This is a genomic window from Mucilaginibacter sp. P4_G9, from assembly GCF_056400985.1.
Genome location: NZ_JBFUKF010000141.1, coordinates 1 through 12877, shown reverse-complemented (window position 1 = coordinate 12877; position 12877 = coordinate 1). Strand labels below are relative to the sequence as shown.

The 12877-nt window shown below is 42.3% G+C and carries 11 protein-coding genes and 1 pseudogene; 9 read left to right on the top strand and 3 right to left on the bottom strand.

From position 1 onward, the window contains the following. From AC1DPZ_RS13570 to AC1DPZ_RS13550, 5 genes and pseudogenes are all read left to right on the top strand, one after another. Positions 1–182: pseudogene (locus tag AC1DPZ_RS13570) on the top strand (SDR family NAD-dependent epimerase/dehydratase); the annotation flags it as partial. Between the two features lie 125 nt (positions 183–307). Beyond that, a complete protein-coding gene (gene lhgO / locus AC1DPZ_RS13565) occupies positions 308–1525 on the top strand; it encodes an L-2-hydroxyglutarate oxidase (protein WP_477404172.1) in 1218 nt (405 codons plus the stop codon). 148 nt (positions 1526–1673) lie between these two features. Continuing rightward, entirely contained in the window at positions 1674–3575 is a 1902-nt protein-coding gene (locus tag AC1DPZ_RS13560) for a DUF1800 domain-containing protein (protein ID WP_477404170.1), read from the top strand. A 19-nt stretch (positions 3576–3594) separates the two neighbouring features. Then, positions 3595–4869, top strand: a complete 1275-nt coding sequence (locus AC1DPZ_RS13555; protein ID WP_477404168.1) for a DUF1501 domain-containing protein — start codon at positions 3595–3597, stop codon at positions 4867–4869. A gap of 156 nt (positions 4870–5025) precedes the next feature. After that, positions 5026–6111 carry a mannose-1-phosphate guanylyltransferase gene (locus AC1DPZ_RS13550; RefSeq protein WP_477404174.1) on the top strand — a complete coding sequence of 362 codons (1086 nt, stop codon included), beginning with the start codon at positions 5026–5028 and terminating at the stop codon, positions 6109–6111. A gap of 141 nt (positions 6112–6252) precedes the next feature. Here the strand turns inward: AC1DPZ_RS13550 and rlmB are convergent, their stop codons facing one another. Beyond that, complete coding sequence (gene rlmB, locus AC1DPZ_RS13545) at positions 6253–7026, bottom strand: 23S rRNA (guanosine(2251)-2'-O)-methyltransferase RlmB (RefSeq protein WP_477404166.1); 774 nt, start codon at positions 7024–7026, stop codon at positions 6253–6255. Between the two features lie 293 nt (positions 7027–7319). Between rlmB and dnaB the strand changes: the two genes are divergently transcribed. Further along, positions 7320–8882, top strand: coding sequence for a replicative DNA helicase (gene dnaB, locus AC1DPZ_RS13540; RefSeq protein ID WP_477404164.1), 1563 nt, complete (start codon positions 7320–7322; stop codon positions 8880–8882). A gap of 81 nt (positions 8883–8963) precedes the next feature. On the opposite strand, the gene chrA is transcribed toward dnaB, so the two are convergent. Then, the gene (gene chrA, locus AC1DPZ_RS13535; protein WP_477404162.1) at positions 8964–10169 is read right to left on the bottom strand and encodes a chromate efflux transporter; all 1206 of its coding nucleotides are present in this window, start codon (positions 10167–10169) and stop codon (positions 8964–8966) included. Positions 10170–10313: 144 nt separating this feature from the next. Then, complete coding sequence (locus tag AC1DPZ_RS13530; protein ID WP_477404160.1) at positions 10314–10655, bottom strand: tetratricopeptide repeat protein; 342 nt, start codon at positions 10653–10655, stop codon at positions 10314–10316. A gap of 45 nt (positions 10656–10700) precedes the next feature. On the opposite strand from AC1DPZ_RS13530, the gene AC1DPZ_RS13525 reads away from it, so the two are divergent. From AC1DPZ_RS13525 to AC1DPZ_RS13515, 3 genes are all read left to right on the top strand, one after another. Continuing rightward, a complete protein-coding gene (locus tag AC1DPZ_RS13525; protein WP_477404158.1) occupies positions 10701–11438 on the top strand; it encodes an electron transfer flavoprotein subunit beta/FixA family protein in 738 nt (245 codons plus the stop codon). A 36-nt stretch (positions 11439–11474) separates the two neighbouring features. Further along, complete coding sequence (locus tag AC1DPZ_RS13520; protein ID WP_477404156.1) at positions 11475–12452, top strand: electron transfer flavoprotein subunit alpha/FixB family protein; 978 nt, start codon at positions 11475–11477, stop codon at positions 12450–12452. Between the two features lie 25 nt (positions 12453–12477). Beyond that, a partial coding sequence (locus AC1DPZ_RS13515; protein ID WP_477404154.1) for a bifunctional nuclease family protein occupies positions 12478–12877 on the top strand: 400 nt, incomplete at its 3' end.

Here is a 12877-nt window from a genome sequence, read left to right as displayed (position 1 = left end):
GCCTGCCATTACCAACCGATGATCCCAAACAGCGGCGCCCGGATATTACCAAGGCCAAGGCAATATTAGGCTGGGAGCCCAAAGTTTCGCGGAGCGAGGGCTTAAAGATCACCCTTGATTACTTTAAATCGTTACCCGAAACGGAGATAAACCACAAGGATTTTACATACTATAACAAATAGCAACCACGGTTAAAAATAAAAAGCTCAATTTTGTCTTCAGGATAAAATTGAGCTTTTTGGCTTTTATAGATTTTTGCCTTATAATATTTCTCCTTTATTTAGCTTTGGGCTACTTATTTAAAAGAATGGAAAACGGATATGACCTCATTATTGTAGGCGGAGGTATTGTAGGTATGGCTACTGCCTATAAGATCAATACACGCAATCCCGATAAAAAAATCCTTGTTCTTGAAAAAGAAAGTGAAGTAGCAGCGCATCAAACAGGGCACAACTCAGGCGTCATTCACTCGGGTATTTATTACAAACCAAATTCCTATAAAGCCAAACTTTGTGTTGACGGCCGACGCGAACTGGTTGCCTTTGCTCAGGAAAATAAGATACCTCATGATATCTGTGGAAAAATCATTGTAGCCACCAAGCAATCCGAGCTGGCTCACATGAATAAGGTATTTAATAATGGCCTTGCTAATGGGGTAGAGGGTATCGAAAAGATTGACAGCAAAAAAATAAAGGAAATAGAACCCTATTGCGAAGGAATTGAAGGCATTTGGGTACCATGTACAGGCATCATCAGCTTTGCTGCAGTTACCCGTAAATACCGTGAACTGTTTGAAGCTAAGTTTCCCGAAAGCAAAGTGGTGACTAATTGTGCAGCAAAAGCATTTGAACACCATACAAATTACACAACTGTAATTACCAATAAGGGTAACTTTAATACAAAGTATTTAATTACTGCAGGCGGCCTGCAGGCCGATAGGCTTGCATCAAGCGCCGGTGCACCAAGTGAAGCTCATATTGTTGGTTTTAGGGGCGATTATTATGATTTGACAATACAAGGAAAAAATAAGGTGAAAAATCTTATTTACCCGGTGCCTAACCCGGAGTTTCCTTTCCTGGGCGTACACTTTACCCGTATGATTGATGGTACAGTAGAATGCGGCCCGAATGCGGTTTTTGTATTTAAACGGGAAGGATATGAAAAAACTGATTTTTCATTAGGTGACACTATTGAGGCTTTAAAATTTAAAGGAACATGGAATCTTTTTGTAAAACACTGGCGTTTTGGTTTGGATGAATACAGACGTGCATTTTCAAAAAAACGTTTTTTAACTGGTTTACAACAACTCATCCCAAGTCTTACAATGGACGATTTGCAACCTGGCCGGGCAGGTGTAAGGGCAATGGCCATATCTGCCGATGGCGAAACGCTCGATGACTTTAAAATTGAAGCAAAGGATAATATGCTTCATGTTTTAAATGCACCATCGCCGGCAGCAACGGCATCGTTGGCCATAGGCAACGCCATTGCTGATATGGCCGCAGAACGATTTGCATTTAATTAATATTAAAAAATACTTAATAAAAGACCTGTAAAACTGTTTTGCAGGTCTATTGTTTTCTTAACACTTCGCATTTATAAATTAAAATGAATAAGATTAAACCTTTGGTAGGTCTTTAGGTCATATAATTGTCAATCGCTAATAGCTTAGTATGAAATCAGTAAAAAGCACTTTTCTATCGGTATTTGTTTTGGTTGGTGCTTTCCTTATTTTTTCTTCATTCTATAGCAGGTATAATGCTAATGATACCCCCAAATTTCCTTATAAACAAGCTGGTCTTACAAAAAGGCAAGCTGCTGCCCACTTATTAAGCCGTTTTACCTATGGAGCTACACCTGGTGAAGTTGACGCAGTTGCAAAAGAGGGCCTCGAAAAATGGTTCGGTGMGCAACTTAACGGCAAATTGCCCGACGATTCACTTAACCGGCAGTTAGACCATTTTGATGCACTTAAGCTAAGCAATACCGAAATAGCTAATATATATCCGCGCCCTGGACAGGTAGCTCAAAGGGCCATAAAAAGCGGAATCATCAATAAAGATTCGATACAAAGCGATAAAGCGGAATACAAAAAAATGCTACAGGATTATATGGAGCAAAATGGTATGAAGCCTCAGCAAGAACTCTTTCGTCAGTTTATCAATCAAWAAATATTAAGAGCAGCATATAGTAATAATCAGCTTCTGGAGGTGATGACCAGCTTTTGGTTTAATCATTTTAATGTATCCATCACCAAAAACCAATGTGCCGGATTTATTCCGGATTACGAGCGCGATGTAATACGGCCTAATGCTTTGGGCAAATTCAATGATATCCTGCTGGCTACTGCAAAATCTCCTGCAATGTTGTACTACCTTGATAATTTTAGCAGTTCGTCTGCAATTGTACCTAAGCAACAAATGATGCCCGATGCGCTGCCGGATAGCAGTAAACAAGGTATGCTGATGAATAAACTAAAAAAAGTAAGGCAGCAACGTGGCCTTAATGAAAACTATGCACGCGAGGTAATGGAATTGCATACCCTTGGTGTTGACGGTGGATACACACAACAGGATGTAACGCAGGCGGCAAAGATACTTACAGGCTGGTCGGTTTATCCGATGGAAAATTATGATAAAGGGAATGACATCTCGTTAAAAGCTATAGAGAAGAAAACCGCTATCGGCGGATTTGTGCATGATGGCGACTTTTTATTTAGCCTTAATCGACACGATAACAGTGAGAAAGTAGTACTGGGTAAACATTTTGGCCCCAACGGAGGATATGATGAAGGCGTACAATTGTTGAGTATGCTGGCGCATCAGGAATCAACCGCAAAGTTTATTTCACGTAAACTGGCAGTTAGATTTGTGAGTGATGCGCCCCCGCAAGCCCTGGTAAATAAGATGGCCAAAACTTTTTTAAGTACCAATGGTGATATTAAACAGGTGCTTATAACTATGGTTGCGGCCCCTGAGTTTTGGGCAGCGTCGGCTTTGCGGGAAAAAACAAAATCGCCGTTTGAGCTGGCTATCAATACCGTTCGGAGCTTGAATGCCCGGGTAACCCAGCCTTACCAGTTATATAACTGGATAACCAGGATGGGCGAAAAAATATATTATTACCAGGCCCCAACGGGCTTCCCCGATAAGGGACAATATTGGATAAACACCGGAGCTTTATTGAACCGGATGAATTTTGGGCTGGCTTTTGCTTCCGGGCGGATACCCGGTGTAAAGTTCGACCTGCTAAAACTGAACAATAACCACGAGCCCGAAAGCGCGCAGGCTGCACTGATTACCTACAGTAAGATCATTATGCCAGAAAGGCCCCTGGATAAAGCAATAAAACAGCTTGCCCCCATGCTGAATGATCCACAGTTAATGATAAAGGTAAATATAGCAAGCAATAATGCTTCAACTCGGGTAAATGACGGGCTTTTGATGCCTGATGATTCAGCTGGTTCTGATACCGGGGCAAAGATGCGGGTAATGCCAAAGGGAGGTGAACCCAAATCAATGTTGGCGCAGGTAGTAGGGATAATAATAGGTTCGCCGGAGTATCAAAGGCGTTAATCTGATAAAAATAAAGATCATGTTATCACGAAGAGGATTTTTAAAAGCTGGTGGGCTAACGTTATTTGGTGTTGGTTTGATGGGTGGCATCCCGGCGTTTATTGCCGAAGCTGCTGCGCAGGATAAAATAATAGCGCCATACAAAAAAGGAAAAACGCTGGTATGTATATTTCAGCGCGGAGCGATGGATGGCCTGATGGCCGTTACCCCGTTTACGGATCAATATCTGAAAGAAGGCCGCCCTAATTTATTTATGGATGCGGTTAAAAATGGCAATGATAATCCGCTGATTGATCTGGATGGTAGATTTGGCCTGCATCCATCCATGAAAGCTTTTGAACCAATGTTCCGCGAAAAAAGGTTGGGTATCGTGCATGGCATCGGTTCGCCAAATAACACCAGATCACATTTTGATGCCCAGGATTACATGGAAAGCGGAACCCCTTTTAATAAAGGTACAGCAAGCGGCTGGCTTAACAGGGCGGTTGGTTTATTAGGACACGATGCTTTAACGCCATTTACAGCGGTAAGCTTAACATCAGCAATACCACGATCCTTTTATGGCGATAACCCGGCCGTGGCTATCAGCAACCTGCAGGATTTTGCCCTGCAAATGCGCGGCAACCCTATGGGGGCCAACATTGCCGCAAAAAGCTTCGAGGAGCTATATGATCAAGCTGCACCAGGTTTATTGAAAGATACGGGCAAAGAAAGTTTCGATGCGTTAAAAATACTGCAAAGGGCCGGCGTTAAAAATTATACACCTGCTAATGGTGCTGTTTATCCAAACTCGGTATTAGGTAGTTCATTAAAACAAATTGCCCAGCTTATAAAGATGAATGTAGGTTTGGAGATTGCCTTTACGGAATCGAATGGTTGGGATACACACTTTAACCAGGGTACAGCTAATGGTATATTTGCCCGTAACGTGACCGACCTTAGCAATAGTATGATGGCTTTCTGGACAGATATTGGCAGCAACTATCAGGATGAAGTTACCCTAATGACTATGACTGAGTTCGGGCGTACCGTTCATCAAAACGGTACCGGTGGTACAGATCATGGTCGCGCTTCATGTAATTTTATTTTAGGCAATAATGTTAATGGTGGCAAGGTGCATGGCATCATGCAGCCATTAGCCGTTGAAAACCTGGAAGATGGCCGTGACTTGGCCGTTACAACCGATTTTAGAAATGTATTCAGTGAGGTAGCCGACAAGCATTTAAAGGTAAATAATGACAAGGTACTGTTCCCGGATTTTGCTGCCAGGCAAATAGGCGTATTAAAGATTTAACGATAAATTTTTCGTGTTTTGAGCTAACTAAGTAAATTGTTAATAAATCTGTAATAAAAACACATCTTAATTAATATTGTTATTGTATTTTAGTCCGGAACGTATCATTACTGTATTTTGATTTTTTTATATTCAGCTTAATTCTTAAAATTACACATRAACAAAAATTACTATGCCATTATTATGGCAGGCGGAATAGGCAGCCGTTTTTGGCCGATAAGCCGTGCTTCTCATCCCAAACAATTTATCGATATATTAGGAACCGGCAAAACATTAATACAAAACACCTACGAACGCTTCCTGAAAGTGTGCCCCAAAGAAAATATTTATATAGTAACCAATGAAAATTATGCCAAGCTGGTAAAAGTCCAGCTTCCGGATCTGGAAGACCAACAGATACTAACCGAGCCGGTAATGCGTAATACTGCTCCCTGTGTTGCTTATGGCTGTTTCAAGATAGAAAGTATGAATCCCGATGCAGCTATTGTAGTAGCCCCATCGGATCAGCAGATACTGGATGAGGATGCCTTTATAAGCGCCATTGAAAAATCGCTGCAAACTGCCACAGCACATGATTGCCTGGTAACGTTGGGTATCAAGCCATCAAGACCGGATACCGGTTATGGTTATATTCAATACAGCGGAAATACSATTAATGAAGATTTTCATAAAGTAAAAACYTTTACCGAAAAGCCCACGCTGGAGATAGCCAARACCTTCATCCAGAGCGGCGACTTTTTATGGAAYGCGGGCATCTTTGTATGGTCGGCAAAAGCGATAGTAAAAGCRTTTGATACCTATTTGCCCGAGATGCACGAGATATTTACRGATGCCAAACCGTACTAYAATACRGATAAAGAAAAATCKTACRTTCATAAAGCTTACCAGCATTGCRTTAATATCTCRATAGATTATGGGGTGATGGAGAAAGCCAATAATGTTTATGTGCTGCCATCGGAGTTTGGCTGGAGCGACCTGGGTACCTGGGCTTCCATTTATGACCTTGCCGAAAAGGATTATGTAGGCAACGCCGTTATCCCGTCGGAGAAGGTGATCATGTACGACTCATCCAACTGTATGGTAAACGTACCGGGCGAAAAGCTGGTTATACTGAAGGGWYTGCATGACTTYATCGTAGTAGAATCCAACAAYACCCTGCTCATTTGCCCCCGCGACCAGGAACAGAATGTAAAACAGGTTGTGGCTGATGTGAAAAGTAAATTTGGGGCAAAGTATATTTAGATGTGCAGATTACAGATTTCAAATGTGCAGATGAAAAAAAGGCCCGGTTTCAATAAAACCGGGCCTTTTTAATTTAATAACTTACAATCATCCATATATTCATTTAAAATCTGCACATCTGAAATCTGCACATCAAATGCACTACCTTAAGGGAGCTACCGTCCGTTGCCTTATCGCCTCATACAAAATTACCCCGGTAGATACGGATACATTAAGCGATTCGATCTCTCCAAACATGGGGATCTTGGCAAGATGATCTGAGATCCGGATGATCTCGTTTCGGATTCCGTCCTCTTCTGATCCCATGATAATGGCGGTTGGCGCGGTATAATCCGGCACATAAATATCATCTTTGGTTTTTTCGGTACAACAAACCAGCTGCAGGCCTGATTCCTGTAAAAACCTTACAGTTTGCATAAAATTATCGTGGCGGCAAACCGGGATCTTATACAATGCCCCTGCTGATGTTTTAATAGCGTCRGGATTTATTTGTGCCGATCCTTTAGCCGGTATCACAATAGCATGCACACCGGCACACTCTGCTGTACGGGCAATGGCCCCCATGTTACGTACATCGGTTATCGAATCTAAAACAAGAATAAGTGGCACCTCGCCCTTTTCAAACACCTCGGGAATAATATTTTCAATTTTTTGATAAATAATAGGTGAAATAAAAGCAACAGCACCCTGGTGATTTTTTGCCGTTAAGCGGTTAAGCTTTTCAACTGGTACCTGCTGGGCGGTTATGTTATATTCGGTTAACAAAGCTTTCAACTCATGCGACAAACCACCGCCGGCACCACGCTGAATGTATAATGCCTCAATTTCTTTACCCGAAGTAATGGCTTCCATAATGGCCCTGATGCCAAAAACCATTTGATTACTTTCGCGCTGAGGTCTTGAATTAAATGTCATTTTTACTATTGAATTATTTTGCAAAAGTAGCTATATTAATTGATTAAGCAGTTATTGAACTCGATTGGCATTATGGTTCAATTTTAATAGTTAACATGCCAAAACGTTATCAACACTGGGTTAACATATTGATAACCAAGGGTTGTTATTGTACACCAACACTTTATTAACAATAGTATGTTAATTTCGCACCTCAAATTATCAAGCTGATAATGATTGGTTTAAAAGCTCAATACACTATGTTAGTTGAATAGTTTCCGGTCTGAAATATTTTTGTATATTTTTGTTGCCTTATGAGTTTTGATAACGAGAGCCAGTATAACAAGCCCAACACCAACGAACGTCGTAGCCGGATAACTAACCCAACTCCTTATAGTGGGCTGGGGAAACTTCCGCCCCAGGCAACAGATCTTGAGGAGGCGGTATTAGGGGCATTGATGCTGGAAAAAGATGCGCTGTCATCTGTGATCGATGTTTTAAAACCCGAGGTTTTTTACCGTGATAATCATCAAAAAATATTCTCGGCCATAAAGTTGCTTTTTGAAAAATCGCAGCCGGTTGATATACTCACTGTAACCGCAGAGCTACGCAAGCTTGGCGAACTGGAGATGATAGGCGGGGCTTATTATATCACCGAACTCACCAGCCGTGTTGCGTCCGCAGCCAATATTGAGTTTCACTCCCGTATCATCATTCAAAAATTTATCCAGCGCGAACTGATCCGGATCTCAACAGAGGTGATCCAGAGCGCTTATGAAGATACATCCGACGTATTGGACCTGTTGGATAAAGCCGAAAAAAACCTTTTTGAAATAGCCCAGAATAACCTGCGCCGTGACGCCCGTAAAATGGACGACCTGGTACACGAGGCATTAAAAGACATTGAAGCTCTTAAAGATAAAAAGGACGGCTTAACAGGTGTGGCATCCGGCTTCACCAATCTTGACCGCATGACCTCCGGTTGGCAGAAATCCGACCTGGTAATCATCGCTGCACGTCCGGCGATGGGTAAAACGGCTTTTGTGTTAAGTTGCGCCCGTAATGCCGCCGTCGATTTTGACAAGCCAACTGTAGTTTTCTCGCTCGAAATGTCATCAGTTCAGTTGGTTAACCGTTTAATATCCGGCGAAACCGAAATTGAGCAGGAAAAGATCCGTAAAGGAACTTTAGAGGAATGGGAATGGCAGCAGATCCACTCCAAAATTGGCCGTTTGGAGCAAGCTACTTTAATTATCGACGATACCCCGGCTTTAAATATATTTGAATTCAGGGCTAAATGCCGCCGTTTAAAATCTCAGCACGATATTCAGCTAATCATCATTGACTACTTACAGTTAATGCATGGTAAAAGCGAGGGCAAAGGTGGCGGTAACCGCGAACAGGAAATTGGTAGTATATCGCGTGCACTTAAATCGGTGGCCAAAGAATTAAACGTACCGGTAATCGCACTATCGCAGTTAAGCCGTGCGGTTGAAACCAGGCCGGGTAACTCTAAAAGGCCAATGCTATCAGATTTGCGTGAGTCGGGTTCAATTGAGCAGGATGCGGATATGGTGTTATTCCTTTACCGTCCGGAATATTATGGCTTAACTGAAGACGAAGATGGTAACCCCACACAAGGTGTAGGCGAGGTAATTATAGCCAAACACCGTAACGGTGAAACCGGCACGGTAAGACTAAAATTTGTTGGTAAATATGTGAAGTTCACAAACCTTGAAGAAGGGATGGATGGCTTCCCTCCTGCCTCTGGTAGTGCTTTCTCCGGCCTTGCACCATCACAGGATTTTGAAAAACAAAGCAACTTCATTATTCGTCCTTCAAGAATGGATGATATTGATGATGAACCGCCATTTTAGCCCCCCAGCCCCCTGAAGGGGGAGCTTTTTGATGTGCAAATTAGATATGAGCAGATGTATGTAACTTATTTAATTCCCAAATCAAACTATCAGCCCTAAAACTACCCCGATCAAAATTATCAGCGGCGTTTTTATCTTTGTGAAATGAAGCAATAAAAATGTGACAAGCATCAGTATATATGCTATCCAGTTACCGCCAAATGGGCGTACTAACAATATTAATGCTGTCGCCATAAAACCTACCGCTACGGCGTTGATACCGTTTAAAGAGTTTTTAATACGGGTTATTTTTTTCAGGTCTTCCCAAAATGGTACAATAAACAAAATAAGGATAAGGCCGGGTGTATTAACACCTATAACCGCTACAATACTGCCTATAACCTGCCCGCCAATGCCATAGCCTTTGTTACCTAAGGTGATCCCTCCCAAAAAGGAAGTAAACGAAAACGTTGGACCGGGTAAAGCCTGCTGTAAAGCATAGCCCGAAAGAAACTCAGAGCTGCTTAAGTAATGCTTCACTTCTACAAACTCGGTATACATTAGCGGCACCATTACCTGCCCGCCACCAAATATCAGTATACCATTGCGGTAAAAATTCTCAAACAAACGAATAGGCAAACTGAATGGCGATGTCTGGTTAATTATAGCACCCAAAGCAGCAAAAAACAGCAAGATCCCTATAAAGTAGGCCACTTTGTTGGGGTTTACATTTGAATATAGCTTTACCCGCAGTTCGTTTTCCTGGGGCTGGGTTTCCATTGCCGATGATATGATCCCTCCCAGCAAGATGAGTAAAGGAAATGCGTAGGCGTTTTGCAAAATAAGCGTTGCGACGAGTGATCCGATGGCCAGCATGGTGCTTACCCTTGTTTTTAAAAATTTATGGGCAAAACTATAAGTAGCGTAAGCGACAATACCCACAGCCATGGGCTGTACATAACTTATAACATGATTAAACTTAACCTGGTTGGCAAACATTTTATAACTGATGGCTGCCATGCCCATGATAGCCGCCGATGGCAGTATCCATATCATAAAGGTAATTAAGGCCAGCTGCAGCCCTCCTACTTTCCAGGCTATCCCTACCAGCGTCTGTGTTGATGAGGGGCCGGGCAATACCTGCGACAGGGCGTTCAGCTCCATCAACTCTTCTTCGGTAATGTAACGCCGCTTGTGTACAAACTCACGCAGTAATACCGCAATATGGGCTTGCGGCCCGCCAAAAGCGGTGAAGGTATATATTAAAACATCTCTGAGAAAAAGCAGGTGTCGCTTGGTTATACTCATTGGTTAATCAGGTCATAGTTGGGTATGGGGTTCATGGCTGATAGTACATGGTTCATGGCAAGAATATTCGCTACTAATTTGACAATTGAAATTCAAAATCAAATGAAGTTACCATGAACTGTAAACCATCAAACATCAACAAAATCAATAGTCATCATCGTCCTCTTCAACCCCAATGGCCTGTCTGTAAACAGCCTGTAATTCAGAAAAAGCGTGGTTGTCACGTTTGGCTTTTGTTACTTTCATGCCGTTTTCGTAGGTAGCTATGGCATCATCCTTGCGGTTGAGCGCCTCGTAAAGCTTACCTAAGTGGTAATAAGTGCCAACATAATCCGGATGATTGTTAACAAGGTCTTCATAGTAACTCAATGCCTTATCTACCTGATTAAGACGGAGATATYCTGTGGCGAGCGCATATTTTAAAAACTCGTCGTTGGGTTCATTCTTTATAAATTCAAGTAGCTTATCTAATCTGCTCAACTCCATTTTAAACTCTATCTTTTTTATTTAAATTTGCCAAAACCTATTGATATGAAAATCCTGGTATGTATAAGTAATGTTCCTGATACCACCACAAAAATAACTTTTACTGATAACAACACCCAATTTAATACAAATGGTGTTCAATTTATATTAAATCCTTACGATGAGATAGCACTTGCACGAGCTATTGAACTAACCGATGGCGGTAAAGGTACAGTAACTGTTATAAATGTTGGCGAGGTAAGCACAGAGGCTACCATCCGTAAGGCTTTGGCTATTGGCGCTACCGATGCGGTACGTGTAAATGCCAAGCCTCATGATGCCTGGTATGTAGCTTACCAGATAGCGCAATATGTAAAAGCTAACCCTTTCGACCTGATCCTGACGGGCCGTGAATCTATAGACTATAACGGATCAAAGGTAGCAGGTATGCTGGGCGAGTTGCTTGATCTTCCATCGGTATCCATCATCAAAAAACTGGATGCAGATGAAAGCAGCGCTACGGTTGAGCGTGAAATTGAAGGCGGTAAAGAGATCCTGACTATCCCTTACCCTTTTGTTGCCGGTGCTGCTGAGGGCGTGGCAGAACCTAAGATCCCTAATATGCGGGGTATTATGTCGGCACGTACCAAACCTTTAACTGTTGTTGAGCCTGTGGAAGTAAAAACATTTTCAGAGATCATCAGTTATGAAACACCAACCCCTCGTGGGCAGGTAAAACTGGTTGCAGCCGGTGATACAGCTAAACTGGTTGAACTTTTACATACCGAAGCACGTGTTATTTAATTCAACTCAAATCGATCTTTACAAAACACATAATATATGTCAGTTTTAATATATGCGGAAAATGCCGGCGGAAAGTTCAAAAAATCAACTTTTGAAGCGGTAAGCTACGCCCGGGCTATTGCCGATCAGAATAAAACCAGCCTTGTGGCAATTTCAATTGGCGATGTAGCGGCTGGCGAACTGGCTTCTTTAGGTAAATACGGTGCCGAAAAAGTATTAAATGTTACCAGCAATAAGCTCAAAAACTTTGTAAACCAGGCCTATGCATCAATTATAGCCGAAGCCGCCAAAAAACAAAGCGCTGATATTGTAGTATTATCCAACACATTCTCTGGCCGTGGTTTAGCGCCGCGTTTGGGAGTAAAGCTGGAAGCCGGAGTTGCCGACGGCGTTGTTGCGTTACCTGAGCAAAATAGTGGTAAATTTACAGTAAAGAAAACCGCATTTTCGGGCAAAGCATTTGCTGTGGTTGAATTAACATCAGCTAATAAAGTTATTGCTTTGGTGCCAAACTCCTATAAAGTTGTAGAAACCGGAGGTACAGCACAGGTGGAGGATTTTAGTGTTGAAACAAAAGAATCTGACTTTAAAGCGATGATCAAAGAAATAGTTCGCGCAACAGATAAAGTTTTATTACCAGATGCCGAGATAGTTGTTTCGGCAGGCCGGGGGCTTAAAGGGCCCGAAAACTGGGGTATGATTGAAGAGCTTGCCGGCTTATTGGGTGCTGCCACGGCATGCTCAAAACCGGTATCAGACGCCGGCTGGAGACCCCATAGCGAACATGTTGGACAAACCGGCATAGCTGTCAGTCCAAATTTGTATATTGCGATAGGAATTTCAGGAGCCATTCAGCACCTGGCAGGCATCAGTTCTTCAAAAGTTATAGTGGTTATTAACAAAGATCCGGAAGCTCCATTTTTTAAAGTGGCAGATTATGGCATAGTTGGTGATGCATTTGAARTGGTGCCCCAATTAATAGCGGCAGTTAAAGAGTATAAGGCTTCAGCATAAAATAACAGGTGCGATGGGTAACAACATGAAAAAAATTAAGCTGGATATTGTAGGTCTATCATATAGCCAAACGCAATCCGGCGCTTATGCTTTAGTTTTGGGTGAGGTAAGCGGCAGACGCAGGTTACCTATTATTATTGGTAGTTTTGAGGCACAGGCTATCGCTATCGAGATAGAAAAAATGACCCCGAGCCGTCCGCTTACGCATGATCTTTTTAAGAGCTTTGCGCAGGCCTATCAAATAGAGGTTCAGGAAATTATTATTTATAACCTGGTGGATGGGATCTTTTATTCAAAGCTGATTTGCAGCGATGGTAAACGCTCGGTTGAGATTGATGCCCGCACATCAGATGCCATTGCTGTAGCCGTGCGGTTTGATTGCCCTATTTTTACCTATGAATTTATACTGTCAACCGCAGGTATCG

Excerpts from the sequence above, each read along its gene's own strand:
- lhgO (WP_477404172.1), top strand. The coding sequence starts at position 308 with ATGGAAAACGGATATGACCTCATTATTGTAGGCGGAGGTATTGTAGGT.
- AC1DPZ_RS13555 (WP_477404168.1), top strand. The coding sequence starts at position 3,595 with ATGTTATCACGAAGAGGATTTTTAAAAGCTGGTGGGCTAACGTTATTT.
- dnaB (WP_477404164.1), top strand. The coding sequence starts at position 7,320 with ATGAGTTTTGATAACGAGAGCCAGTATAACAAGCCCAACACCAACGAA.
- chrA (WP_477404162.1), bottom strand. The coding sequence starts at position 10,169 with ATGAGTATAACCAAGCGACACCTGCTTTTTCTCAGAGATGTTTTAATA.
- AC1DPZ_RS13525 (WP_477404158.1), top strand. The coding sequence starts at position 10,701 with ATGAAAATCCTGGTATGTATAAGTAATGTTCCTGATACCACCACAAAA.